At 37.8% G+C, this 24885-nt stretch carries 26 protein-coding genes and 2 tRNA genes; 2 read left to right on the forward strand and 26 right to left on the reverse strand.

Annotation, left to right across the window (positions count from 1 at the left end; genetic code table 11):
• Positions 1-28 precede the first annotated feature (28 nt).
• Complete coding sequence (locus U9K52_RS05840) at positions 29-1168, forward strand: hypothetical protein (RefSeq protein ID WP_034976031.1); 1140 nt, start codon at positions 29-31, stop codon at positions 1166-1168.
• 426 nt (positions 1169-1594) lie between these two features.
• Here U9K52_RS05840 and U9K52_RS05845 read toward each other — a convergent pair whose 3' ends face one another.
• The 20 genes from U9K52_RS05845 to U9K52_RS05940 all read right to left on the reverse strand — a co-directional run bounded on the left by U9K52_RS05845 (position 1595) and on the right by U9K52_RS05940 (position 20039).
• Positions 1595-3019 carry a bifunctional metallophosphatase/5'-nucleotidase gene (locus tag U9K52_RS05845; protein ID WP_034741432.1) on the reverse strand — a complete coding sequence of 475 codons (1425 nt, stop codon included), beginning with the start codon at positions 3017-3019 and terminating at the stop codon, positions 1595-1597.
• 11 nt (positions 3020-3030) lie between these two features.
• A complete protein-coding gene (locus tag U9K52_RS05850) occupies positions 3031-3480 on the reverse strand; it encodes a DsrE family protein (protein WP_034741435.1) in 450 nt (149 codons plus the stop codon).
• Positions 3480-4085 carry a TlpA family protein disulfide reductase gene (locus tag U9K52_RS05855; protein ID WP_034741437.1) on the reverse strand — a complete coding sequence of 202 codons (606 nt, stop codon included), beginning with the start codon at positions 4083-4085 and terminating at the stop codon, positions 3480-3482. Before U9K52_RS05855 ends, U9K52_RS05850 begins: the two co-directional genes overlap by 1 nt.
• 18 nt (positions 4086-4103) lie before the next feature.
• The gene (locus tag U9K52_RS05860; protein ID WP_034741440.1) at positions 4104-4646 is read right to left on the reverse strand and encodes a TlpA family protein disulfide reductase; all 543 of its coding nucleotides are present in this window, start codon (positions 4644-4646) and stop codon (positions 4104-4106) included.
• Complete coding sequence (locus U9K52_RS05865) at positions 4646-5752, reverse strand: efflux RND transporter periplasmic adaptor subunit (RefSeq protein ID WP_042279168.1); 1107 nt, start codon at positions 5750-5752, stop codon at positions 4646-4648. The genes U9K52_RS05860 and U9K52_RS05865 overlap by 1 nt, the downstream gene beginning before the upstream one ends.
• Positions 5753-5766: 14 nt before the next feature.
• Complete coding sequence (locus tag U9K52_RS05870) at positions 5767-8925, reverse strand: efflux RND transporter permease subunit (RefSeq protein WP_322925643.1); 3159 nt, start codon at positions 8923-8925, stop codon at positions 5767-5769.
• A 9-nt stretch (positions 8926-8934) separates the two neighbouring features.
• Entirely contained in the window at positions 8935-10302 is a 1368-nt protein-coding gene (locus U9K52_RS05875; RefSeq protein WP_034741446.1) for a TolC family protein, read from the reverse strand.
• A 104-nt stretch (positions 10303-10406) separates the two neighbouring features.
• On the reverse strand, positions 10407-10775 hold the full coding sequence (locus U9K52_RS05880; protein ID WP_123851096.1) for a hypothetical protein: 369 nt from the start codon (positions 10773-10775) through the stop codon (positions 10407-10409).
• A 97-nt stretch (positions 10776-10872) separates the two neighbouring features.
• Entirely contained in the window at positions 10873-11577 is a 705-nt protein-coding gene (locus tag U9K52_RS05885) for a thioredoxin domain-containing protein (RefSeq protein ID WP_034741451.1), read from the reverse strand.
• A 1-nt stretch (position 11578) separates the two neighbouring features.
• Positions 11579-11875, reverse strand: a complete 297-nt coding sequence (gene trxA, locus U9K52_RS05890) for a thioredoxin (RefSeq protein ID WP_034976039.1) — start codon at positions 11873-11875, stop codon at positions 11579-11581.
• 10 nt (positions 11876-11885) lie between these two features.
• The gene (locus U9K52_RS05895) at positions 11886-12119 is read right to left on the reverse strand and encodes a hypothetical protein (protein ID WP_034741459.1); all 234 of its coding nucleotides are present in this window, start codon (positions 12117-12119) and stop codon (positions 11886-11888) included.
• 8 nt (positions 12120-12127) lie between these two features.
• The gene (locus tag U9K52_RS05900) at positions 12128-12739 is read right to left on the reverse strand and encodes a class I SAM-dependent methyltransferase (RefSeq protein WP_034741462.1); all 612 of its coding nucleotides are present in this window, start codon (positions 12737-12739) and stop codon (positions 12128-12130) included.
• On the reverse strand, positions 12739-13053 hold the full coding sequence (locus U9K52_RS05905) for a rhodanese-like domain-containing protein (protein WP_034741465.1): 315 nt from the start codon (positions 13051-13053) through the stop codon (positions 12739-12741). Before U9K52_RS05905 ends, U9K52_RS05900 begins: the two co-directional genes overlap by 1 nt.
• A gap of 1 nt (position 13054) precedes the next feature.
• The gene (locus U9K52_RS05910; RefSeq protein ID WP_034976041.1) at positions 13055-14446 is read right to left on the reverse strand and encodes an MBL fold metallo-hydrolase; all 1392 of its coding nucleotides are present in this window, start codon (positions 14444-14446) and stop codon (positions 13055-13057) included.
• A gap of 99 nt (positions 14447-14545) precedes the next feature.
• Positions 14546-15742, reverse strand: a complete 1197-nt coding sequence (locus tag U9K52_RS05915) for a hypothetical protein (RefSeq protein ID WP_040995549.1) — start codon at positions 15740-15742, stop codon at positions 14546-14548.
• Positions 15743-15866: 124 nt separating this feature from the next.
• Positions 15867-17066, reverse strand: a complete 1200-nt coding sequence (locus U9K52_RS05920; RefSeq protein ID WP_034741473.1) for an NAD(P)/FAD-dependent oxidoreductase — start codon at positions 17064-17066, stop codon at positions 15867-15869.
• A gap of 218 nt (positions 17067-17284) precedes the next feature.
• Positions 17285-17767 carry a DUF6691 family protein gene (locus U9K52_RS05925; RefSeq protein WP_034741476.1) on the reverse strand — a complete coding sequence of 161 codons (483 nt, stop codon included), beginning with the start codon at positions 17765-17767 and terminating at the stop codon, positions 17285-17287.
• Between the two features lie 11 nt (positions 17768-17778).
• Positions 17779-18342, reverse strand: a complete 564-nt coding sequence (locus tag U9K52_RS05930; protein WP_034741478.1) for a YeeE/YedE family protein — start codon at positions 18340-18342, stop codon at positions 17779-17781.
• 196 nt (positions 18343-18538) lie between these two features.
• Positions 18539-19333: a sulfite exporter TauE/SafE family protein gene (locus tag U9K52_RS05935; protein ID WP_034741481.1), complete on the reverse strand. Its 795-nt coding sequence runs from the start codon at positions 19331-19333 to the stop codon at positions 18539-18541.
• A gap of 73 nt (positions 19334-19406) precedes the next feature.
• Positions 19407-20039 (reverse strand): Crp/Fnr family transcriptional regulator, encoded by a 633-nt coding sequence (locus tag U9K52_RS05940; RefSeq protein WP_034741485.1) that lies wholly within the window; start codon positions 20037-20039, stop codon positions 19407-19409.
• 263 nt (positions 20040-20302) lie between these two features.
• Here U9K52_RS05940 and U9K52_RS21385 point away from each other — a divergent pair, with 263 nt between their 5' ends.
• The gene (locus U9K52_RS21385; RefSeq protein WP_346986600.1) at positions 20303-20596 is read left to right on the forward strand and encodes a DUF202 domain-containing protein; all 294 of its coding nucleotides are present in this window, start codon (positions 20303-20305) and stop codon (positions 20594-20596) included.
• A gap of 179 nt (positions 20597-20775) precedes the next feature.
• Here the strand turns inward: U9K52_RS21385 and U9K52_RS05945 are convergent, their stop codons facing one another.
• The 6 genes from U9K52_RS05945 to U9K52_RS05970 form a co-directional block, all read right to left on the reverse strand.
• On the reverse strand, positions 20776-22011 hold the full coding sequence (locus U9K52_RS05945; protein WP_034741491.1) for a site-specific integrase: 1236 nt from the start codon (positions 22009-22011) through the stop codon (positions 20776-20778).
• Between the two features lie 247 nt (positions 22012-22258).
• Positions 22259-22332, reverse strand: a tRNA-Asp gene (locus U9K52_RS05950).
• 30 nt (positions 22333-22362) lie between these two features.
• Positions 22363-22436: transfer RNA gene (locus U9K52_RS05955), tRNA-Asp, on the reverse strand.
• A 125-nt stretch (positions 22437-22561) separates the two neighbouring features.
• Positions 22562-22879 carry a thioredoxin gene (gene trxA / locus U9K52_RS05960; protein ID WP_029296722.1) on the reverse strand — a complete coding sequence of 106 codons (318 nt, stop codon included), beginning with the start codon at positions 22877-22879 and terminating at the stop codon, positions 22562-22564.
• An 82-nt stretch (positions 22880-22961) separates the two neighbouring features.
• Entirely contained in the window at positions 22962-24137 is a 1176-nt protein-coding gene (locus tag U9K52_RS05965) for a cysteine desulfurase family protein (RefSeq protein WP_322925644.1), read from the reverse strand.
• A 114-nt stretch (positions 24138-24251) separates the two neighbouring features.
• Positions 24252-24839 (reverse strand): HAD family hydrolase, encoded by a 588-nt coding sequence (locus tag U9K52_RS05970; RefSeq protein ID WP_263602532.1) that lies wholly within the window; start codon positions 24837-24839, stop codon positions 24252-24254.
• Positions 24840-24885 lie beyond the last annotated feature (46 nt).

The following is a 24885-nucleotide window of genomic DNA, read 5'->3' on the forward strand; positions in this document are numbered from 1 at the left end:
AACCCAACTACCTGCATAAAAATAGAATATGAATATTGAAAAATACAAAGAAAATGCCCTGAAAATATTATTTCCAATAAAGCAAGTCGATGATAATACAAAAGCAAACGAAAAACTATTATTTTTTGCTGAAAGAAGTGATGCAGGAAGGGAGATACAGGATTACTACTTAGTTTATTTTCTATTTGTAAATTTATTAGGTTTCAAAGACACAGGAAGATCTGAAAAGCTGGCTTGGTCTATTCCAATTGATTTTAATGGTAAAGCATTTCTGATTGAACACAGGAAAATGGGAGTTGGGGTTTTTATTCAAAATAAGGAAGATGAAGAAGATGCGAAAATAATTACTAAGAAAATTAACGGTGCGATAAAATCTTCAAGACCATATTTTAACCACTTGGCAGCAGAGGCTATCAAGAGTTCCGAAATAAATATTGTAAATAATAATGGATATTTATTTGAACGATTTAACTATTTTCTAAATCTATATAAATCAGAAAATAAGAAACTAGAAAAATTATCTAAAGAAAGGATTTCTATTGATGGCACTTTTGTTCTAGGTTCCAAAAATTACTACAAGATACGGCAAAGCACAAAATGGTTAGCAATTTCAACTATTGAATCATTTTTTAGCTGGACAGAACATCTATTTATTCATCTTGCTATCCTTACACAAAAAATAAAAACAGGGGAAGAAGTCACAAAATTAATCGATGCCGAATGGAAAACTAAATTCAATACTGTCATATCTGACGATATGTTAAAGGAATATTATATTGAATTACTGATGATAAGGAATCAGGTAAGGAACTTTGTTGCTCACGGTGCATTTGGAAAAGACGGCAATGCATTCCACTTTCATTCCGGAGCCGGTGCTGTACCAGTAATGATGAACTTTAATAAGACTAAAAATAGGTTTTCTTTTCAAGGCACACTGGAATTTAAAGATAATGAAGTTATATGTTTGATAGAATCTTTTATCTCTGATATGAATAGCAGCAATTTAAAACCTGCACTCACATATACCCAAGGGCAAGGTTTGATCACAATATTACCTTATGCAAGCAATGGGATGTATGAATCTGCAATGCACGATAATGATATTATGGAAAAATTTTGTGATCATTTGCAGGGAATATTTGATAACTCAGCAAATATGGATTGGTAATCTAAATCTATAAATAAACTTACAAGCCAATGACAAAAATTGAAAGGGTAGAGCAATACTTACACGAATTTTTTACATATAATATTTTTGAGTTCAATGATTTTTATAGGAAGTTTATTACTAGAGACTCGTTGTAGTTTATCTCTTAAAAAAATATTGTGGAAAATTTCAATTTGAACGATTAATATCTCACAGATTTCCTACGATATAAAACCTACTTTATTTTTACAAATATTTTTAGATTATATTAATAATAAAACAGACTGAACTTGAATGATGCCGCAGACGGATCAGTCATCACTCTAACAGGATTTACTAATCTGGAAAACTTTATCAACAGCCTGATCTTATAGCAACATTCAATCATCGTAATTGCCCAGCACATAAAATAAAAGGCAGAGGATCTTCGGATCTTCTGCCTTTATTTCAGACCAAAAGAAAAGAATCTTCAGATCTTTCAATGTGAAAATTATTCTCAAGATAATATGTCATTGCTGTTATGGCATTAGATCCTGTCTCTGTGCGGTTTTTCCCATATTTCTTTGGAACATCCTGCTCGGTGAGGAAAGCAACTTTGTAAACCTTGTCTTTTTGTAAATGTCTTCCCTGAAAATAGATTTCCTGAATTCTGTAACCCGGCGGATTTTCAATGCGCATCAAAATTCTCAATCCGTTGCAACGCTTAACATAACCTCCCATTTGTTTCATCGGCTCTGCGGAAAAGGTCCGCTCCAGATTTTCTTCTAACATTTCAAAGATCTCTTTTCCAGTAAGCTCTGTGGTGGAAATAGGCGGATTCATCGGCACGATTTTGTATAAGTCCCAGAGGGTAATATTTCCGACATTTATAGGTGCACCATAGCGCCATCCGTTGGAAAAGGAGATCTCAACGTCCGTCGCAAAATTGACGGCAGACAGAAGAAAGTCATCCATAGTAGAAGACAGCGTGGAATAGCGGTGCAAAATATGTTCTGTCGTCCCCAATACTGTACTTTTCATTTCAGCAAAAGACTGTAGACTTTTTTCCACCAGATCTTTAACTTCTACATCTTCATCAATACTGTCGTCAGTTTCAATGATCTTGTAATCAAAATGTGTAATCATTCCATTTTCGACATCAAGCTTTAGATTTCCTACAAATGATCCGTGGCAGCCACATTGGATGATAATGCAGTTTCCTGCTTTTTCTGCTTCGTACATCCTGTTATGGGTGTGTGCACTGAGACAAATATCGATTCCTTCCACTTTTTTGAGCAGTTCGATATCTTGCGGATAACCATTGTGCGACAAAAGAATAATAATGTCCACAGCATCCTCTCTTAATTCTCTGACGCATTGATTCGTCTCTTCAATTCCATCGGTCACCGTTATGCCTTCACTGAACTTCTCCGGCATTGTCTTATCGATAATATTGGAACAGATCCCGATTATACCAATTTTGAGTCCTCCAATTTCAGATATTTTGTAAGGTAGTAGAAATCGTTTTCCCTGCTCATCAAAAACATTGCAGCCCAAGACGGGATAATTGAGCTGGCTTTCCAGTTTTAACAGATGTCTTGGTGTATAGGCAAAGTCCCAGTGTCCTACCATTGCATCAAATCCAAGTTGGTTAAGTATGGGAATCAAGACCTCTCCTTTCGACTGTACCACCGGAACTGTTCCGTGAAACGTATCCCCTCCGTCAAAGAGCAATGCGTTCGGATTTTCTGCCCTGATCTTTTTGAAGATGGTCTGAATTCTGGCATAACCTCCTGCACTTTTAACATATTCTTTCTGATAGTCATAAAACAGCTCTGGATGGGGTTCCATATAGCCGTGCACATCGTTGATGAATCCTATTGATAATTTCATAATTTCCAATTTTAGGGTTTAACTATTGCCCATCCTTCATCCTGTCTCAAAATCATTTCCCCGTTTCCGCTGGGGGTGTAATTTACAAACTCAAATAATTCGGACTTTTCGATCTTTTTTTCACGAAGGGTATTTTCGCACTGTACCATCACTACCCCCTTATCTTGCAGACCTGTAAGAAGTTCCCCGTAGGGGTTTTTCTTTCTGAACATTTCCACTCCGCCCCCAAAGGCCAGCAGTTCGACCTTCAGTTTGCCTTTCAGCCTGGGATCTTCCATCGCGTTATTGATATTTCTGATAATGACTCTGATTTTCTGGTCATCACCTTCATTGATCACATACAAAGCCTTGTACTCCTTATTAATAGATTTTGCAGGTTCGTAAACTGTTGCCTTTTGCGCAAAACCCATAAACCCTGTCAGGAAAACTGAGAAGGTCAATATCTTAATTAAGTTTTTCATTATTTTTCATTTAAAAGTTGATTGATTTCTTGATAGAATGATTCTTTGCTGTAGTCTGCCATTCCCGCATGATGCATCCTAATTTTTCCTGATCTGTCCAAAACGACGGTCGTAGGAAGTGAACCATTAAAAAAAGCAGTTGGAATCGAACCTTCTGCAACTAAAAACGGAACAGTGAATTGTTCTTTTTCAAGATACATCTTACCCAAGGCGGTCTGCTCATCCAGATTGACTGTAAGAAAAACAAGATCTTTATTGGATTTAAATCGGTCGTAGAATGTCTGAATCGAAGGGAATTCCGCACGGCAAGGCGGGCACCAGGACGCCCAGAAGTTAATAAATACCACTTTTCCCTTGAGGTCAGAAGTATTGATGATCTCACCTTTATCATTTCTGACACTGAAGTTTTCAGTACTGGACAAAGGAGTCGACTCAACGGCCGGCTCTGTTTCCTTTTCTTCAATCTTTGAGTTCATAAGACCGGTAGAGATGATCTGGCGCATCAGCCAGGCTTTTGCATCGGGACTCACAAGCAACACGATGAATATTGACACCAAAAGTGCCGTACTCCAGTTCTTCCGAAGCCATATTTTAAATTTTTCCATTGTTCTTATTTTAATAAATTATTGTCCGGTTAACTTTTTCAGCGCTTCATAAATCTCAGGTCGGTCAAAATCTTGCCCTCCCTGCATCTGTGCTTCGAGTTCTCCTTTTTTATTAAAGATCAAAGTCGTCGGAATTGCTCCCTGAAAGTACTGCGAAGGAATAGTGTCTGCTGCTACATACACCGGAAGATCGTAGTTTTTATCCTTCATAAATTTCTTAGACTTTGTCAGGTTGGCTTCCACATTGAGAAGGACAAAAACGATATTGTCATTTCCCTTGAATTTGTCTTTCAGGTCTCTGATGCTCGGCATTTCTTCGACACAAGGCCTGCACCATGTGGCCCAGAAATTTACAAAGACCACCTTCCCTTTCAGTTCACTCAAAGCAATTTTCTTTCCGTTCTCATCGATTAAGATGATATCCTCATTATCATTTACATTATTTTGTGGGATGGGCCCATCCTGATTCTCAACTCTTGATTGCATCGCACTCAAAGAAAAAGAAAACAGGGTCATCATAAGAATGAAAATAGGTGTTTTAAATTTTAAGGTCGTTATCATTATTTATTTTTTTTTGGGGTTGATATCTTTCCTTCCTCAATTTCTTCGGAAGGTTTTACTAGAACTTTGTCATGGCCGAATAGTGCACCAAAGACCTCGGTCATTTTTTCGTAGGTGATTCCTTCTTTCACAGCAACTCTGCTTACCGTATTATCATTGAAGGTCATCACAAAGGTTCCGGATTGAGTCTGCAGAATACTTTTCGTGGGTACAAAAAATGTAGGTGCACTTCTTTTCAGATTGAGCTGGACCTGTGCATATTCCCCCCCTTTTAAGACAGTGCCCGGATTTGGAACGTCAAACTCAAGGGTCATCGAACGGTTTTCCTGACTGATAACACCGGAATTCCTTGAAAGATGCGCTTCAAAATTTTTTCCCGGGATAGAGTTGACCGTAAATTGCGCCACTATCCCCTCATTGACACTTGATGCATGTTTTTCAGGAAGAGATACCGTCAGTCTCAGCTTATTTTTCTGAGCAATACTGAAAAGAGCCATTCCTGAATTGGGACCAACCAAGGCTCCTACCGACAGATTCCTATCCATTATCACACCACTGAAAGGTGCCGTGATCCTAAGGTACTGATTCATCTGTGAAGACCTACCGGTGCCCGCTTTTGATGCCTCGTATGTTGCTTTGGAACTCTGCATAATGCTTTTAGCCCTATCCAGTTCTATGTCGGCAACAGCTCCTTTTGTACTGGCCGCGTCCTGCAATCGCTCAAAAGCCTGTTTAGCATAAAGATAGTCGGTGTATGTTTTCTGCTGTGAAGATTTATCGGATAGGTAATCCTGATTCATTTCTGGTGCTTCCAGAACTGCAAGAAGCTGACCTTTGGTCACAACTGAACCTCTGTCAACATAAATTTTCTTGATAAATCCGGCAACCTTCGCAAAGATCTGCACCGATTCATAAGGTTTCAGTTCGCCTGGAACGGAAATCTGATAAGTGGGATTTATCAGCTTGATTTCTGTGGTCACGAAAGACCGAGCAGGCTGAACTGTTTTTTTTGTTTCATTTTTACTTTCCTTTTCGCCCGAGCAGGAAGCCATTCCCAAAAGAACGACCGGAATGAAGATGTATTTTATTTTATTGATGATTTTCATTATTTTTTAATTATTTAAGATTGTACGAAAAATTTACTTTCCTCATCTTCCGGATCCAAGGAAGGATTTGAATGTCCTGCATTGGACATTACTGCTGCAAAAAAATGCGGAACCAAAAGCAGAATGGTAAGAGTGGATGCGATGATACCACCGATAACAGCTCTACCAAGTGGAGCAACCTGCTCAGAACCTTCCCCGATACCGATTGCCATAGGAATCATCCCGGCAAGCATCGCCAAAGCGGTCATCAGTACAGGGCGGAGTCTGGACGCCGCTGCCATTCTCGCAGAATGAAGCGCACTGATATGGTAATGTTTACGGTAGTACTCTGCCTGATTGATAAGTAATACGGCATTTGAAACCGAAACACCGATGGACATAATCATCCCCATATATGACTGGAGGTTGAGCGTACTGCCGGTAATGAAAATCAAAACAAGACTTCCCACGATCACGGAAGGAATCACGGAAAGAACAACAAAAGGTACTTTAAATGACTGATAATAAGCAGAAAGCATTAGGAATATCGCTAGTACTGCCGCCAAAAGTCCCATTGCAAGACTGTCGAGTGTATCATCCAGTAGCTGCAGTGTGCCTTCTGTCCAGACAGAAACACTTTTTGGAGGTTTTCCGGTCTCACTGATGGCATTTTTTACCGCTTTGGAAGCAGAGCCCAGGTCTTTTCCGTACAAATTTCCGATAATTGTTACATATCTCATAGGTCCCTTTCGGTTGACCTGTGCAGGTGCGGTCGTTTTTTTAACTGTAGCGATATCTTCAAGAACGGGTCTCGGGCTGTCTTTTTTCAGTGGAAGTGATTTCAGGATCTCTTCAGAGTTCATTATACTTTCTGGAATCTGGACCTGTGTCTGAAAGACAAGTCCTGATTTTGGGTCGACCCAGAGGTTCTTGTCGGTGTAGCGGGTTGAAGAGGTAGCGGTCACAAGACTGCGTGTCACATCCTGCATCGTCAGTCCGAACTGCGCAGCGAGATTTCGGTCTACGTTGATCTGTAACGTCGGATATTGAAGTGGCTCTGCAATGCGGACGTCTCGCAGGAAATCGTTGCTTTTCAGCTTTTCCTCTATTTTTTTTGCGTGAGATGCCGCCAGTTTCAGATTCGGAGATCCTACCTTGATTTCTATCGGGGTCATCGATCCCTGTCCAATAATTTTTTCGGTAAGTTCCATCGGTTCAAAATTGATTTGTGCTTCAGGATGCTTTTCAGCAATCTTCTTGCGGATCTTTTCTTTCAGATCTTCCATAGACCCTGAAAAGATCTCCTTATTTACAGAAACCTGCAAAACAGACTGGTGTGTTCCGTTGGTGAAAAGAAATATGGGATTGATCGGCGTTGCTGCCGGATGTAAACCGACATAGGCCGAACTGATGCTGACCGCATTTTCCGGCAAAATACCTTCAATATCTTTGAGAATATCCTTCACCAGCTTTTCAGTTTTCTCCAGACGGCTTCCCTGTGGCGCATCAATTCTCATCTGAAAATCACCGCTGTTGGAAAGAGGCATAATATCGGTTCCCAATGAGCGCATCATTAAAAATATTAAAAGGCCCGAGAAAATGATATAGGCCGAAAACAATACCAAAGTCCTTCCCGACCATTTTCTCATTTTGTGACTGTAGCCCGTTCTGAATCGATAGAAAAAACTCCTGTTTTTAACATAATGCTTCTCAATATGCTTATTCTTCATCATCCAGTTAGCCAGGATCGGAACGAAGGTCTGGGATGCCAGAAAGGAAGCTATCATTGCGAATGCAACTGCAAAAGAAAGCGGAAGAAACATATCTTTTGGAATGCCCGTCATAATGAAGGCAGGCGTAAGAACGGCCAGAATACATAATAATATCAGCACCTTCGGAATGGAAATTTCAAGTACTGCATCAAGAATGGCTTTGGGTTTGGTTTTCCTCATTTCCATATGCTGGTGGATATTCTCGATCGTGACCGTAGCTTCATCTACCAAAATTCCGATGGATAGGGCTAACCCACTCAAGGTCATTATATTAATAGTATATCCTGCAAAATAGAGCACACAGACGGCTGTTAATATTGCTATGGGAATTGTAAAGACCACGATCAGTGCACCTCGAAGGTCACCAAGGAAAAGAATAATGACCAGTCCTGTAAAAAGTGCACCCAAAAGTCCTTCATGAATTAGATTTGAAAGGGAACGTTCAATATATTTTGACTGGTCAAATTCATAACTCACCTTCACATCATCCGGAAGCTGATCTCTCAGTTTTGGCATTGCTTTTTTTAGATTTTCAACTGCTGTCAGTGTTGAAGCATCTGATTTTTTGATCACCGGGAGATACACAGAGCGTTTCCCATTGACCAATGCATATCCAGATGTCTGGTCAGCTCCATCCTGAACATTGGCTACATCACCCACGTAAAGAGTTCTACCGTCTTGGGTCTTTATCGGGATTTTAAGAAACTCCGCAGGATCTTTGGCTATGGAATTGATCGGTGCCATATAATTCGTTTCGCCCATTCTGATATTTCCTGCTGGCGAAGGATGGCTGCTTTTTGTGATCGCCAAAGTAATTTCTTCCGGACTTAGTCCGTTACTCTGCATTGCAGCCGGGTCAATATTTACAACGATCGAACGGATGTTACCCCCAAAAGGTGCCGGAGCCGTAATACCGGGAATCTCAACAAACATCGGCCGGATTTTGGTTAGGACCATTGTCTGAAGCTCTGTTACAGAGTGATTGTCACTTTCAAAGACAAGTTGACCGACCGGGAGTGAATTACCGTCAAACCGCACAACCATAGGCGGTACTGCACCGGGTGGTAAAAATCCCATTGCCCGTGAAACCTGCGTGGAAACCTCACCTGCAGCCTGCGCCATATCGGTGCCTGGATAAAAGGTCAGTTTCATTAAGGTCAGTCCCTGAACACTTTTGAAATCAATATTCTTGACACCATTCACAAAGAGTAAAACTTTTTGAAATTCATTGGACATAAAACCATCCATATATTGAGGTGAAAGCCCTCCGTAAGGCATCGCAATATACATTGACGGCAACTCTACCTCCGGGAAAATATCTACTTTTATTTTTTTTATAGCTGTAAGCGAAAGCACAATGACCGACAGGAAAACGACCATGACGGCAATGGGCTTTCTGAGCGCAAAACGTATTAAATTCATTCTAAAATTTTAAAGTTGGGTAAATAAATAATCAAAATCGCCGGTGAGTTCAGCCTTTGCTATGACCTGCTCCCAGAATTCTTTTGCGGCATCGATCTGACTTTTTTCTGCATTTTCAAGAATCTGACGGATCTGTAACAGTTCAGTGAGGGTAATAAGACCACTCTTGTATCTTGCTACATACATTTCGTAGGCATCTGATGCGCCTTTCACAGAAGCACTTTCTTTCTTAAGTTGTTTTTGCTGTTCTACAATCCTGCTTTCAAGGGCTTTAATCTCAGTCTGCATTGATAGCTGATACTGGTTTTCGAGATAACCCAGACGTTCCGCTTCTTTTGACAGCATATTGGCTTTTTGCCTGTTCGTATGAAGACTGCTGATATTCCACGTCAATCCAAGTCCAACAAGAGCATTGTTGGCAGAATTGGAGAAACCATCGGTAAATTTCCCTGAGACATTGCCATATGGATCGGATCCTGAACCTCTGTAAGCATAACCTCCCAAGATCTTAAGCGACGGAAGTGATGATCTTCTCTCTGTTTCCGCTTTGGTCTGATAGTATTCGGACTCCTGATGGATGGACTTTAAAAAAGGATGTGATGGATTAACCTTCTCACTGTTAAAAGAATTTATTTCAGGGTCAAGAAAATGACTGACCTGGTAATCCTCTACTTTAAAATTATCAATGTAAAATTCCTTAAGTTTTTCTGTGGCTGCCTGCTGCTTTCCAAACCAATTATCTTGCATTGCCAATGCCTGAACGTACGATGAATAGGTAAGTACAGAATCTGCTTCCGGTTTGAGACCGGCACGCGAAAGGGCTTTGCTTGAACTGTGGATTTCTTCGAGCCTCGTCGAGTTTCTCTCTGCCCATCTGAGCTTGGCGCCATTAAAGACATAGTCAAGATAACGTTGTGATAGCAATTTTTTGAGCCTCAGCAAATAGGATTCTTTATCTGTCCTGAGCTTTTGTGTGAACTCATTTGCTGATCTTTCCTCGGATCTCTGACGCCCGAAGTTGTAGATCTCGTACTCCGCAATGGCTGAGCCGAAATTGTTTGAGGATAAAGAGGAGCCCGAATTCCTGTTTCCGGAAACATTAAAAAAACCGGACTGTGGGAAAAAACCACCACTGCTTCCCTCTAATGTTCCGTAGGTATTTTGATATTGAAGCTTTACCTGTGGTAATGCCTTGGATTTTACTGTCTCTTCGTTATATTCTGAAGATTCTATTGCAGACTCGGCTGCACGGATCCCTGAATAGTTTTTTTGTGTTTCTGTCCATATTTTACCCAAAAGTGATTCTTGCTGGGCATAAAGGACAGACTGCTGAGTAATCAGCCCAAAAATAAGGACTGAAAGACTTTTTCTTATCATTGTATGAAAGATTAACAGTTACCGAAATGATTCCGATAAGGATTAATAAAAATTTAAAATCAATCGTTTGAGTCTCTACAAGAAGAGACCAATTAAATTTTAAATCAAATGATAAGTTTGCGGTATTGTATGAAGATGGGAACCGTAATTCCAATTTTGGAAGTACTGTAAAATGGATGTTCTCTAAGATTTATAAACAGAAATGCCCCTGCAAATAGAATGAATGTAAATGCAGCAAGCTCCTGAAATTCCGCCACTGAAAAATGGGTATCATTTTTAGCGGTAATTTCTCTTTCCTTGCAAAAGTTGCAGACAGAGGCCGTGGTTGTGTTGGTGGTAAATTTCTCCTTTGGTGCGGAGGTATGACTTTTAGCGGAAGGCTGCAGACTGAGTAGGTTTTTGATACCGTATTTTACAGCGCAGGAAGAAATTAAAATACATATAATGAAAAACATTGCAATAACGCTTTTCATTATATGATTGGTATTTAATTTCTGATAAGTCATTCCTGCAAATATAAATTTTTAATTACTAAGGTCAAAAACATTAACAGAATTTATATGAAATACATTATTGTGCAATCTTGTTTTTCACTTCCTGCTCTGTTGCAAAACCTAAATTATCCCAGACTAATTTATCGTTTTTATACAGCTTCAGGACCGGTAGTGCAGAAACATTCAGTTCTTTGCAGAGTTCTGTATTTGCATCTGCATCTATTCTTAAAATTTTCACCTTATCCGGCATTTCAGCAGCCATCTTTTTAAGGTAAGGCTCCATCTTTTTGCAGGGAGCGCACCATTCTGCATAAAAATCCACCAGAACGGGAGTATTGCTTTTCAACATTTCCTTATACTGGGCAAGACTAATTCCTGTAGCAGTTGATGCTTTGATCTCCGGAAGCTCAGCGTTCCTCCACTTCATCATTCCTCCCTGCATTTCATATACATTTTTAAAACCGATTTCCTGAAGTTTTGCAGCGGCGGCCGTACTTCTGGGTCCGCTCATACAATACACAAATACAGGTTTATCCTTATCGAGCGCTTTTGCTTTCTCTGTGAAGTCATCTGCATTCCAGTCGATGTTCATTGCACTTTTAAGATGACCGTTACGAAATTCTCCAGGTGTTCTTACATCAACCAATTGTGCATCTTTGGTCTGGTCCAATTTTTTAGAAAATTCTTTGGCAGGAAGACTGCTCTCGCTTTTGTTACTCTGAGCTTTTCCGCATCCTGTAATTGCGATGAGAAAAAATACAACGATTAGGTTTTTATACATTTTAAAGGTTTTGCTTGATTAATCTTTCCAGTTCATCCGCCTGAAAAACACCGGATTGTTTCCATTTTACTTCTCCATTTTTCAAGATCATCAAAGTAGGAACACTTCGGATTCCGAATTGCGAGGCAACCGCCTGGTTTTTGTCGATGTCAATTTTAACAATGCTTGCTACATCACCAATATTCTTTTTGAGATCCTGAAGAATAGGCGCCTGCATTTTGCATGGACCGCACCATTCTGCAAAGAAATCTACCAATACGGGTTTCTCCTGACTGATTAGTTCCTGAAATTTATTCATTTTTCAGATTTTATTTGATTTCTTCATATTCAACCTTATCCCCATTTTTTTTTGAATTTCTTGTTGGGACAGAACAGTTTCCCGCAGCACAACAGCCGATATTGAATAGTGGCATTACAACAAAAACCATTCCGACAGCCACCAAAATCCACATTCCAGATTGTGTGGCTTCTACAACAAGGAAAATTCCCATTGCCAGACGAAGCAACCTTACAAAGTTCCAGTTTTTAAATAAATTATCCATACTTTTCTTTATCTTTTTGTACCAAAAAAGCGTACAACCGAAGCTTTTCCTTTGTGATAAGCGCCTTCACTCAGTATGGTTTCGGAAATATATGCTTCCTGAAAATCGAAATCGGAAAAATCAGTTTTCAGTTCTTCTAAATCATAAAGCATTTCCCAATGTTTTGGTCCGCCTGCATTTGGATTTTCGTCTTGAAATTTAGAATGCTCTTTACTGAAACCTTCCAGAATAATTCCCCCACCTTTCTTCACAAGCGATGAAAACCATCTGTGCAAATCCCGCCTCAATATTTCAGGAAAATGGGCAAAAACCATTACTAAAAGGTCAAAACTTTCTTTTTTATAACCTATTGTATCTGCCGAAACCGTTGTGTAATTTATTTTCACCGAGTTTATTTCAGCAAGCTGCATCGCTTTCTTTTTGCCTTCTTCACTTTGGTCAAAAGCCTCAACTTCAAAACCCTGAATTGCCGCATAAACAGCATTCCTACCCTCTCCTTCAGCAGGAAAAAGAGCTTTTCCGGGAGTGAGTTCAGCCAATTTTTCGGCAAAATAGATATTTGGTTGATCTCCGTACACAAAATCTGACTGGCGGTATCTTTCGTCCCAAAAATCTTTCATTATTGTTCCGTTAGTTTTATCATATTCTGTACACTGCCACCGTTGAGAACATTCGTGATTCCGTTTCGTTCCAATGTTCCTTTTGCCATTGCGCTACGGTTTCCACTTCTACAGAAAACAATGATGTTTTTCTTATTCCTGAACTTGGAAATCTGGTCTTTGACGACATCCAAAGGTATATTAACAGCCCCTTCAGCACTTCCCGAAGCAAATTCTACGGGCGTTCTTACATCTACCAAAAAAGCACCTTCTCCCAACGCAGTTTCCAGCGCAGCATTGTCTTTTTTTCCGAATAACATTGATAATAAATCCATCTTAATTTTTTACAGGGTTTGCTTTTTCTGTCCATTCTTTCATTCCGCCAGAGAAATTTTTGACGTTCTCAAAACCGTTTTTCTTCAGTAGAGAATAGGCAATTGCTGCTCTGTCGCCACTTTGACAATGAATTACAATTGGTTTTTCATGGGAAATTTTATCCAGATTATCCTCCAAAGTTCCCACAAAGACATTCTCAGCATTCTCAATACGTCCTGCGTCATATTCGGTTTTATTTCTTACATCAACCACCTGAATATTATCTCTGTTCAGATAAGATTTGAATTCCTCAATATCAATAATATCGGCAGTCTGTAATTCTAAGTCTAAATTTTTCACGTCATCAATATAGCCCATCATTTGATCCATCCCGATTCTCATCAGTTTTCTGGTAAGATCTTCCATTTGTTCTTCCTGAGCAACCAAAATAAACGGCTCGGAATAATTGACAATCCATCCCATCCACGTGGAAAATGAATTATTACCCTGAATATTGATGCTGTTTGGTATAAAACCTTGGGCAAAATCTACTTTATTTCTCGTGTCTATAATTTTAACTCCATTTTGATAAGCTTTCAAAAATTCTTCTTTGGAAAGTTTCGGATGTTTTGGAACTTCTTTTAATAAAGGTCTTTCCACTTTGTTGAGTTTTTTCATCATTGCAAAATATTTTGGAGGTTCCGGCTGTCCTTCCAGCAGATATTCTACAAAACCTTCCTCATCTTCTTCATATTGAAAAGCCCAGTTTCTGATTTTTTCATAACCTACCGTTGAACTCGGAACTGCACCCAAAGCTTTTCCGCAAGCCGAACCTGCACCGTGTCCCGGCCAAACTTGGATAAACTCCCGCAATCTGCTAAAATCCTGAACAGAATGAAACATTTCTTTCGCTCCTTTTTCCTGAGTTCCTGTAATTCCGGCCGCCTTCTCCAATAAATCTGGTCTTCCTATATCTCCCACAAAAACAAAATCTCCTGTAAAAATCATCACCGGTTCGTCCGTTGCAGGATGATCGGTCAATAAAAAGCTGATGCTTTCCGGCGTATGTCCCGGCGTGTGAATGACTTTTAAAGTTAAATTTCCAACTTTAATGATATCTCCATTCGTTAATCCGGTATGTGGAAACTGATATTGCCAATCTTCACCACCTTCATCCGAAAGATACATTTTTGCACCCGTCACTTCCGCAAGTTCTCTAGAACCCGACAAAAAATCGGCGTGAATATGAGTTTCTGTAATATGTGTAATCGTGAGATTATTTTCTTTGGCAATCTGAAGATAGGTATCGATATCTCTTTTGGCATCGATAACAATGGCTTCACCTTTTGCCTGACATCCTATTAAATAGCTAGCCTGCGCAAGGCTCTTATCATAAATATGCTGAAAAAACATAATGTAATTTTTTAGGGTTATACTTTTTTAATATTATAGTACAAATTTCGGGGTTTACAAAGTGTTATACCGCTACTTTTGTTACATAAGTTAAATTTTTCAAAACCAATAATTCGTAATTAAATTTAACTGATTATAATTGGTCTTTTGATAGACTGCAATTGGGTTTGAGCTTTGCAGATTTCTTTTAAAAATGTAAAGCAAATCAACTTCCAGTTTATGACTGACTTTGTAAGCGACAAAGCTATTCCATTGCAAAAAATCATCTGTATTGTACTTATTATTTTTAAAATCATTTTCGGAAACTCCGTTGCTGATGCTAAAATCTGAGTGAGCCGACCATTTTCCATGATGAAATAAGACCGAAACTTTTATAATATCAACATTTCCAAAACCTTCCAATCTGCTTCTCGGAAGCGATGTGAAAAACTGATCTCTTCCCAATTCTTTCGGAAATAAAAATCTGCCGGTATCAAATGCTTTAGAATAAGCAAACTCCAAAGCGAAATTTTTGATCTTATATCGAAACAAAAAACTTGCAACCTGACCGTTTTCATCTGGCTGGACATATCTTTCGTAATATTTTAATCGACTTTGGTAAGAATCCGGAATCTGATAACTGTAAATCAACCCAAAATCCCATTTAGGAAAATTTAAACCCAGCTGAAACCAAGATGTATTGAGTGTTTTATCTAAATGTATGTTGTAAAAATTAATATCTGCAATTCGAAATTTTCTTCCGTAGTGAAAGATGGCAACACCTGTGCTGTTATTTTCACTGAGATAATCTGCTTTTGAGCTGTCTGGTTGAAATCCGTTATCCAATACTCCGATTGCGTCTTTCATTTTTGACCATTCTGAATTTGAACGCATTGAAACAGAATTCAGCAATGCTACATCAACCTGTGATTTACCGGAAGTAAAATTCCAGCTCAATCCGCCATATTCTATAGGTAACATTCTGCCGTCACTTGGATTGATAAGCGGAGAATATTTAATCGGAATTTTTCCTATCGTAAATTTTGATTTCCCTTTCTCGTATTGTAAATACAACTGATTAAGCCTTGAAACGGCATAAAGATTCTGAGGAGAAGATAAGTCAAAAAGTTCCCGTTCCCACTTGGAAGATTTTCCGGATTTCAAATCCTTTTCTTCCAAATCTGATGATGCAACTTTAGAAAGATACGAAGCAGAAACTCCAATGGAAATACGTTTTACGGGTTTGTATTCAACCTTTAAATTTCCTGCTAAAGCATCTGCCCAATAATCGGTACCTGTAAGATTGTCTGTTGACATCAAAAAGTTTCGTAGATTTCCTGAGATGATGACTTTATCACGATTATCTAAATTAACAGATTGCGTTTTAACCATTGAAAAAGCAAACACCAAAATTATTGACGTAACTTTTTTGGTATACATTTCAAACTTCTTTTCCTTTCAGCATTTTGTTCCAATAGAGATACGGGAGAATATATTTCTTGAGAATCCAAAGTCTCCAATGCTCTTTTGAACTGTCTGAAATGAGCATCTTTTTGAGATTCGGGTCTGGTGTGAACTCATTTTTATAGTTAAATTCTGCCAAAACCATTTTTCCGTAACCTGTTACAAGCGGGCACGAAGAATATCCATTATAAGATTTGTTATCTGGTTTTGCACCTAAAATCATATTGATGAGATTAGAAACCACTACAGGAACTTGTTTTCGAATTGCAGCACCAGTTTTTGCAGTTGGAAGTCCGGCTACATCTCCTACTCCGAAAATATTTTGAAATTTATTGTGCTGAAGACTGTTAATATCAACATCAAGCCAGCCTGCCTCATTAGCTAAAACTGAATTTTTAATAAAACGTGGAGCTTCCTGTGGCGGCGCAAGATGAAGAAAATTAAACGGAATCTCAACAATACGATCTTCGTTTTTGAAATAGGCAATTTTATTCACCGGGTCAATCTTAAAAAGTCCGTGCAGTGTTTTTAAATCGATATGGTAACGGTAAATGACTTTCATCAACGTTTCAGCGACTTCTTTTACGCCAAAAATAACACCACCGGGAAGCGCAAAAGTAATTTTTACCTTATCTGAAATACCTTTTCTCCTAAAATAATCTGCGGCAAGATACATTATCTTTTGCGGCGCGCCTCCACATTTGATGGGCGTTGTAGGCAAAGTGAACAGCGCATTTCCTCCTTTAAAGCTCTGAAGAGATTTCCACGTAAACTCGGGATCTATATAGTTACTGCAAACAATACCCGTTTTCACCGCCTCTTCTAAACCTTCTACCAGAGAAAGATTATTCACCAGCCCAGGTGCAACCACGAGATATTCGTAAGAATAACTCGTGCCATTATCTGCAGAAATCTTGTTTTGTTCGGGATGAATTTCTGTAACCTTGTTTTTAAGCCAGGTTACACCATTGGGAATTAAATCTTTTGTCTGTCTTGCTGTGTCTTTAAAATCGTAAGTTCCAGCTCCTACGAGAGTCCACGCTGGTTGGTAATAATGTTTCTCGGAAGGGTCTATGATGAGAACATTGAGGGATTCATTGGTATTTATGAGAGAAGCAGCAGTCATAATTCCTCCTGTTCCTGCTCCGATAATGATGATTTGAAAATGATTTTCCATAGCCAGACTTTTTGATGATTTGTAAAGCTAAATAATCTGATAAAAACAGTAAGTAACATTTGTTACATAAGCTAAAAACTAAGCATAAAATATAAAATAATTTAAAAATAAACTCAAAATACCTCAATATTAACAACAGTCATCAAATAATATTGTAAAAAAGAGACTGATTCAAAATTGAATCAGTCTCTTACGATTAGATTTTTACTGAAAATATATTAGTGGGGCAATTTATCCCTCAAATATCCATAGACCCAAGTTCCAAAAATGGCACTCAGCAAAGTAACTCCAACAGCCAATGCACCTGTTCCAATCTGTGCGAAAAGAGGTCCCGGACAGGCACCCGTCATTGCCCAGCCAAATCCAAAAATCAGCCCGCCATAGATTTGTCCTTTGTTAAATTTCTTCGGTGTAATTGAAATCCTTTCCCCGTAAATTGTTTTGATGTTGAATTTCTTAATAATAAACACTGAAATCATTCCTGTAAGAACTGCACTACCGATTACGCCGTACATAAAAAACGACTGCAAACGGAACATCTCCTGAATCCTGAACCAGCTGATGATTTCTGCTTTTACAAATACAATCCCAAATACAATTCCTACCAAAAGGTATTTAAGATTGTAATACCATTTGTGAGTAAGATGACTTTCGTTGGTGCAAACGCTGTCCTGATGACGTATATCTTTTTCTGTTGCCATATTTTTTTAAATTAAAGTGAAAGAATTATCGGCAAAATCACGTTCGCCATTAGAAAACCTCCTGCCATAAAGCATATTGTGGCAATAAGTGATGGTAACTGCAAATTTGCCAATCCCATAATGGCGTGTCCACTGGTACAACCACCTGCATAACGGGTTCCGAAACCTACCAAAAATCCACCGACAACCATAGTAATGAAACCTTTTATCGTTAAAAGACTCGCAAAATTCATCAATTGAGCAGGAACGAGATTGCTGTAATCGGTAATTCCGTAGGTTGCAAGTTCGGCTTTCAGATTCGGATTAATCGATAATTCTCCAGGATTCATAAGGAATTGAGATGCGACAACTCCACCGAGCAAAATCCCAAAAACGAAAAACAAATTCCAGAGTTCTTTTTTCCAGTCGTATTTGAAAAAAATAATGTTGGCTGGAATACACGCTGCGCAAATATGCCTTAAAGATGAACTGATTCCAAAAGATTTGTTACCCAGTATCAGCAAAGCCGGAACTGTAAGCCCTATTAACGGACCCGCAATATACCACGGCCAGGGTTGTTTTATAACTTCTATCATTTTAATTAATTTATTTCAAAAATATATGTTTAAGATTACATATACGGTTACTTTTGTTACAGAGCAGTTTATTTCTCTTTTCTAAAATACAAAATAGATTTTTCGAATAAAAATAACTGAATTCTTTTATTGAGAATCAGCGAACCTGGATGCAATAATTTTCCGACAAACTCACGCTGCAAAAGATGCTCAAAAGCTACATTAAAAGCTCTCTTACAATAATGTAAATTCCCATTATTAAGATGAACCAGCCGAAAGCAGGTTTGAGTTTTCTACCGTCTATTTTTTTTGACAATTGTGCTCCTATAATAATCCCCACTATGGAAATGGATGAGACCGTTGCAAGTAGTTTCCAGTTGATCGGGACGTTGTGCATTGAAGTGAAAAATCCGATAAGGGAATTCAGGGAAATGATGACAAGCGAGGTACCGATGGCTACCTTCATTGGTGTCTTGAGCAAATTGACGAGTGCAGGAATAATCATAAAGCCACCACCCGCACCGACCAAACCAGTAAGCACCCCGACAACCGACCCTTGCCCTGCTGCCAAAAGATTGTTATTTTTATTAAAATGAATCGATTCTATCTGCGGCGCTACTCTACTTTGAATCATTTTGTACGATGCGAGAATCATTAATAATGCAAAAATCAGAAGTAATAAGATATCTTTGGTAACCACTAAAGTACTGATTGTAAGAACTTCATCAGGAATCAGTGGCAAAATAAAATTTCTGGTCAAAAAAATAGATATTATTGACGGGACACCAAAAACCAAAGCTGTTTTTATATTAACCAGCCCTTTCTTAAAGTAGGAAAATGAACCTACCACACTGCTGATTCCAACTATGAAAAGTGAATATTCTGTGGCTACGAAGGCATCTATACCAAAGAGATATACTAAGACAGGCACAGTAAGAATACTTCCCCCTCCTCCTATCAGCCCTAAGGAAATACCAATAAATATTGCGGCAATGTATCCGAAAATTTCCATCTCTTTAATTTTATATGACAAAAATGGATATTTCTATTTTACTGCACCGCTACTTTTGTTACATAAGAAAATTTTAGTTCAGATCTGAAAAAATAATTTTGTTTCTTCCCAATTTCACTTTTCCAGAATCTTCCAATTGCTTTAGAAGTCGGGAAACAACAACTCTTACTGTTCCAAGTTCATTCGCAAGCTGCTCGTGAGTAACGACTATAGTATTTGAATTTGCTATTTCTGCTTTTTTAGTAAGAAGATTTAGTAGTCGCTCATCTACCTTTTTAAAAGCTATAGCATTAATAATATCCAGTAATTCTTCAAAGCGTTTGTGATATAGTCTGAAAATATAGTCCAGCCATTCCGGATATTCTTTGATAAAGAGCGAAACCTTTTCTACAGGTAAGAAAAGTATCTCGGAATCTTCTTCAACTTCTGCCTTTACAATACTCTTTTCATTATGCATTCCACCAAGAAAAGACATAATGCAGCTTTCACCTGCTTTAATATAGTATAATAATATTTCTCTTCCATCTTCTTCCGTTCGTATTACTTTCAACAATCCCTTCATTACAATTGGTATAGATCGGATCGAAGCATTTTCATCTAAAATGATTTCACCTTCCCGGTAGGTTTTTATATTACCATTTTGGTAAAGCTTATCAAGTAATTCCTGTGAAGAAATGACATCGGAAGAAAATTCAGTATGTTCCATTGCAAAAATATTTCTTCTAATATAATATATTTCTTCTGAATATAAACCGTCAATATGTAACCTAGAACATTTTATTTTGTTGCAAATTGCTAATAGATAAAAAATCTATTTCAAACTTAATTTGTAAATTTGGTATTGTTAGCTATTGTAGGCATAAGATAAATTTTGAATAAGATATGAATAAAGATAAACCAAATCATACCAGTGAACATTTGGCAAATGAAAGAACATTTCTTGCGTGGATGCGAACATCGATAGCATTGATGGGTTTCGGATTCATACTAGTTAAATTTTCCCTATTTCTTAAGCAGATACCTTTAGTTGCAGAAGCTAAAAACACAGTGCACGCTCAAAATGGACATTCCAGTCTTGTAGGGATTGTAATTGTCATTGTTGGAGCTATAGTTTTATTATTTTCATATATTAATTACTACAATAACAAAAAACGTATTAATAATAATACATTTTACGAGAACAACATTTTCTTGCTCATAGTCACCACTGTTTTATTTTTGCTGAGCATTTTTTTAATACATTACTTATTAAATAACATATAAATGATACTCACAGATTTCAATTAATTAGCTATTATAAATCAATAAAAATCGAAAGAGTGTTTCACATAGATGATGGGAAAACGCAGTCCGATTTCCTTGAAATTAAGGTTTTTTCCAGAGTTCAGTAGATAATCTTTATTATTACAATTATCAAGAATCCTTCAGCAAAAATGAGTTACCTAAAAAATTACAACAATTTCCTTATTAGTAAATTTTTGCTTCAATTCCATCATATCCTCACTGACTTTTTTATCAAGTATTTTCGCATAATGCTGTGTTGTCTTAATGCTCTTGTGACCTAGCATTTTACTAACACTTTCAATGGAAACCCCATTAGATAAAGTTATCGTTGTTGCAAAGGTATGTCGTGCAATATGATAGGTCAATTCTTTGTTAATTCCGCACAGGTCGGCAATCTCCTTAAGATATGCATTCATCTTTTGATTACTCAGAATAGGCAGCAACTTTCCATTATTAAGACATACTGGATGATTTTTGTATTTTTCAATAATTTTCTCTGTTTGAGAAAGTAAGGGAATATTAGAAGTAGTTTTAGTTTTCTGACGTTTTGTATAAATCCATTGAGAGCCATCAAGTCCCAAATTGATATTTTGATATGTTAGTTTTTGAGTATCAATGTACGCTAGTCCGGTGAAACAGCTGAACAGAAAAATATCTCTTACCAAAGACAATCTCTCATTTTTAAAATCTTTGGCAAAAAGTACTTCTATCTCCTTTTCATTAAGGAACATTCTTGTCACTTCATTAAACTTAGAATGATAGTTCATAAAAGGATCTCTTTCCATCCATCCATTTGCAAGACAGATACGTATAATCTTACCAAAATTCTTGATATATTTTACTGCAGAATTATTATTACAGGATCTTTCAGTCCTTAAAAAAAATTCAAAATCGTTTAGAAAAGCATAATCGATCTTTTTTATTTCAATGTCGGTAATACTATATTTCCATTTCAAAAAATCTTTGGTATGTTTCAGACAGGTCTTATAACGGGTTAACGTTCCTTGGGCAAATTCTTTGTCTATAAGTTTCTCCATTCGATCATTATGATCCTGAAAAACGGGAATGAGTGTTCGGGTTATTCTACCTCTACCTACTAACTTATTCTTAATAGCCTCAGAAGTTACGGCTTCCTTATCTCTGATTAATTCGTGATAGGTATCGTAAACTTTTTGCTCAAATGTTTTCAAATAATAATTAAGGGATCTGCATTCTTCCGAAGAGCCACTAACCTTCTGCATTGCAGAATTCCATTTCGTAGGCTTTACTGTACGCTTTGTGCTTATTTCGGTTATTTTGCCGTCGATGGTAATCCGCAAATAAATAGGAGACTCTCCTACAGAATTGATTTTCGATTTCTTCACATAGAAAAGTAAATTGAATGTCTTGTTCATATCGTTTAGCTTTTGAGATTTAAAATTAACCTTAGTAAAAACTTAACACAAGATGTTCAGTTGCTGAACCAGCTGCTGAAAAGGGTTTGTCTGAATTTCCAGTGACCTTTTTAACCTATTTCAACAGGTCACTGAATAGGTCACTTTCAGATTATGCTTTTTTAGTTCTCTTTGAACAGACATAAAACAAAAAAAGCTTTAAAACATACGTTTTAAAGCTTTTTGTACTACTTTGATATTGTAGTTGCGATCCGGACGGGACTCGAACCCGCGACCTCCGCCGTGACAGGGCGGCATTCTAACCAACTGAACTACCGGATCAATTTTTTAAAGAAATTGATAAAACTTCTGCGATCCGGACGGGACTCGAACCCGCGACCTCCGCCGTGACAGGGCGGCATTCTAACCAGCTGAACTACCGGATCATTTTTTAAAGAACGTTGTTTCTTTTTTGTGATTGCAAAACTACAACTTTTTTCCTTTCCTGCAAATTATTTTTGAAAAAAAAGCCTTCCAAAAGTGGAAGGCATTCATTATCAAACTTATTATTTTACAAGTGTGCGCTTAATTTTTGAGCGATCACATCCTTTGGAGCTACACCAACTAATTTATCAACAACTTCACCATTCTTAAAAATAAGTACTGTTGGAATATTTCTAATCCCATACTGCATTGAGATTTCCTGGTTGTTGTCTACATCTACTTTTCCCACTACCGCTTTCCCTTCGAAATCTGTTGCAACCTCTTCGATAATTGGTCCCAACGTTCTACAAGGTCCGCACCATACTGCCCAAAAGTCTACCAATACAGGCTTATCTGATTTTAAAACCGTTTCCTGAAATGAGCTGTCTGTAATTTCTAAAGCCATTTTAATTTCTTTTATTTAATTAATATTATATTCTTGTTTACTTATAAACTATCACCAAAATTACGCCATTTGAGTAATAGAGTTATCTATGCTCAACATTTGTATTTTCTATAACAAAATCTCTGGAAATTTCATGCAAAGCATCCGCTAAGGCATCAATATCTTCGGTAGTAGTCATATGGCTAAATGAGATCCGTAAAGGAGTACAGTGGTCCATTTCATCTTCAGAAAGTACCATCATCATTACCATAGATGGTTTGGATGCTCCTGAAGAACATGCGCTTCCCTGAGAAATTGCTATTCCCTTCATATCCAGCTGAAGACCAATTAAAGGATTTTTATATGGTAATAATGCGCTTAAAACAGTATAAAGACTGGTGTCTTTTTCTGCGCTTCTTCCATTAAATTTAATTCCGGGAACGGTTTGTTTAAGCTTTTCTACAGCATATGCTTTAATATTCTCCATATGAGCTGCATATTCTTCCAAGTAATTCAGAGAAAGTTCCAATGCTTTTCCCAATCCTACAATTCCGGCTACGTTTTCTGTTCCGGCTCTCAGGCTTCTTTCCTGCGGACCTCCGGTAATAATTCCTTTTAATCCGCTTGATTTTCTGATAAAGGCAAAACCTATTCCTTTCGGCCCATGAAATTTATGCGCACTGCATGATGCAAAATCTACCTGAATATCGGAAAAGTCCAGCTGCATATGTGCCATGGTCTGTACCGTATCCGAATGGAAAAGTGCATTATTGGCTTTACAAAGTTCTGCCACCTTTTTAATATCGGTAAGATTTCCGATTTCGTTATTGGCATGCATCAGGCTTACCAATGTTTTTTTATCTGAAGATTTCAGTAATGCTTCCAGCTTTGTAAGATCAATGTCTCCTTTCTCATCAGGACGGATGTAGTTTACTTCTACCCCTTTTCTGTTTTTCATATCCAGGATACTCTCGGAAACACATTTGTGTTCCAAAGGAGAACTGATAATTCTCTGTACTCCAAGATGATCAACGGCAGATTTGATAATCATATTATTTGATTCCGTCCCGCAGGATGTGAATATGATTTCGGCCGGAGTAACATGAAGATAATCTGCAACCTCCCTTCTTACGTTTTCGATAAGAATTTTTGCTTCCTGTCCGAAACTGTGTGTTGAAGACGGGTTTCCAAAATTCATTTTCATGGTATCTACCATTGCATCGATAACTTCTTCTGCAAGAGGCGTTGTAGCAGCGTTATCTAAGTATATTTTATTCATTTTACTTTGAAGATTTTATTTCTACGGAATCAGTTTATTACCGAAAACAGCAGGTTAAGGATTTATTTTTCAGCTTTAAAGCCTAATCCTCATGCTGAATTTCATTTCCCAAAATTAGTGAAAAAATTGATAATGTCCTTCATTTGCCCATTGAAGCATCTGCCTGTCTCCTGAGGTATCTCCGAAAGCAATGATTTTATCATATTTACGGTTGGTAATTTCCGCCTGTATGCGAATAAGTTTTTCTTTCCCGTTACAGTTTTTTCCTAAAAAATTACCCGTGAAAACCCCGTTTTTAAATTCTGCTCTTGTTGCTACAAGCTCCATCTGGAAAGCATCTGCAAAGGGTTTTGCCCAGATATCCAATGAAGCGGTTACCAAAAGACTGTGTGTATGCTCACGATCAATATTGCTGATAAAATCCAAGGCATTTTCGCGAATAATTTTCGGGTAGTAATGCTCAAAAAACTGGTTGGATTTTTTTTCTATTTTTTCCTGCGTCTGGCCTTTAAGAATAGAACCTATAAAACTTTTTTTCACCTTTTCGGTATCGGCAAGTTTTAATTTAAGTAAAACAAATAGCGGAATATGTTTCAGAAACTGCAATCTGAATTTTACAGGATCATAAAACCGCAGGTACATAAACATGGTGTCTTTGTAGGTAAGTGTCCCGTCGAAATCAAAACAATACAATTTCTTCATTGAATTTTCTTTAATGTATCTTAACGCAAATGTCGGAAAGATATTT

Origin of the sequence: Chryseobacterium sp. MHB01, from assembly GCF_034651565.1 — a bacterium.
Lineage (GTDB): Bacteria > Bacteroidota > Bacteroidia > Flavobacteriales > Weeksellaceae > Chryseobacterium > Chryseobacterium nepalense.

Coding starts and splice junctions, on each gene's coding strand:
- U9K52_RS05860 (WP_034741440.1), bottom strand. CDS start 4,646: ATGATAACGACCTTAAAATTTAAAACACCTATTTTCATTCTTATGATG.
- trxA (WP_029296722.1), bottom strand. CDS start 22,879: ATGGCTTTAGAAATTACAGACAGCTCATTTCAGGAAACGGTTTTAAAA.
- U9K52_RS05905 (WP_034741465.1), bottom strand. CDS start 13,053: ATGGATTTATTATCAATGTTATTCGGAAAAAAAGACAATGCTGCGCTG.
- U9K52_RS05930 (WP_034741478.1), bottom strand. CDS start 18,342: ATGATAGAAGTTATAAAACAACCCTGGCCGTGGTATATTGCGGGTCCG.
- U9K52_RS05840 (WP_034976031.1), top strand. CDS start 29: ATGAATATTGAAAAATACAAAGAAAATGCCCTGAAAATATTATTTCCA.
- U9K52_RS05855 (WP_034741437.1), bottom strand. CDS start 4,085: ATGGAAAAATTTAAAATATGGCTTCGGAAGAACTGGAGTACGGCACTT.
- U9K52_RS05925 (WP_034741476.1), bottom strand. CDS start 17,767: ATGGCAACAGAAAAAGATATACGTCATCAGGACAGCGTTTGCACCAAC.
- U9K52_RS05910 (WP_034976041.1), bottom strand. CDS start 14,446: ATGTTTTTTCAGCATATTTATGATAAGAGCCTTGCGCAGGCTAGCTAT.
- U9K52_RS05870 (WP_322925643.1), bottom strand. CDS start 8,925: ATGAATTTAATACGTTTTGCGCTCAGAAAGCCCATTGCCGTCATGGTC.
- U9K52_RS05915 (WP_040995549.1), bottom strand. CDS start 15,742: ATGTCAACAGACAATCTTACAGGTACCGATTATTGGGCAGATGCTTTA.
- U9K52_RS05875 (WP_034741446.1), bottom strand. CDS start 10,302: ATGATAAGAAAAAGTCTTTCAGTCCTTATTTTTGGGCTGATTACTCAG.
- U9K52_RS05880 (WP_123851096.1), bottom strand. CDS start 10,775: ATGAAAAGCGTTATTGCAATGTTTTTCATTATATGTATTTTAATTTCT.
- U9K52_RS05885 (WP_034741451.1), bottom strand. CDS start 11,577: ATGTATAAAAACCTAATCGTTGTATTTTTTCTCATCGCAATTACAGGA.
- trxA (WP_034976039.1), bottom strand. CDS start 11,875: ATGAATAAATTTCAGGAACTAATCAGTCAGGAGAAACCCGTATTGGTA.
- U9K52_RS05940 (WP_034741485.1), bottom strand. CDS start 20,039: ATGGAACATACTGAATTTTCTTCCGATGTCATTTCTTCACAGGAATTA.
- U9K52_RS05920 (WP_034741473.1), bottom strand. CDS start 17,066: ATGGAAAATCATTTTCAAATCATCATTATCGGAGCAGGAACAGGAGGA.
- U9K52_RS05895 (WP_034741459.1), bottom strand. CDS start 12,119: ATGGATAATTTATTTAAAAACTGGAACTTTGTAAGGTTGCTTCGTCTG.
- U9K52_RS05845 (WP_034741432.1), bottom strand. CDS start 3,019: ATGAAATTATCAATAGGATTCATCAACGATGTGCACGGCTATATGGAA.
- U9K52_RS05865 (WP_042279168.1), bottom strand. CDS start 5,752: ATGAAAATCATCAATAAAATAAAATACATCTTCATTCCGGTCGTTCTT.
- U9K52_RS05935 (WP_034741481.1), bottom strand. CDS start 19,333: ATGGAAATTTTCGGATACATTGCCGCAATATTTATTGGTATTTCCTTA.
- U9K52_RS05900 (WP_034741462.1), bottom strand. CDS start 12,739: ATGAAAGATTTTTGGGACGAAAGATACCGCCAGTCAGATTTTGTGTAC.
- U9K52_RS05965 (WP_322925644.1), bottom strand. CDS start 24,137: ATGAATAAAATATACTTAGATAACGCTGCTACAACGCCTCTTGCAGAA.
- U9K52_RS05945 (WP_034741491.1), bottom strand. CDS start 22,011: ATGAACAAGACATTCAATTTACTTTTCTATGTGAAGAAATCGAAAATC.
- U9K52_RS21385 (WP_346986600.1), top strand. CDS start 20,303: ATGGGTTTCGGATTCATACTAGTTAAATTTTCCCTATTTCTTAAGCAG.
- U9K52_RS05970 (WP_263602532.1), bottom strand. CDS start 24,839: ATGAAGAAATTGTATTGTTTTGATTTCGACGGGACACTTACCTACAAA.
- U9K52_RS05850 (WP_034741435.1), bottom strand. CDS start 3,480: ATGAAAAACTTAATTAAGATATTGACCTTCTCAGTTTTCCTGACAGGG.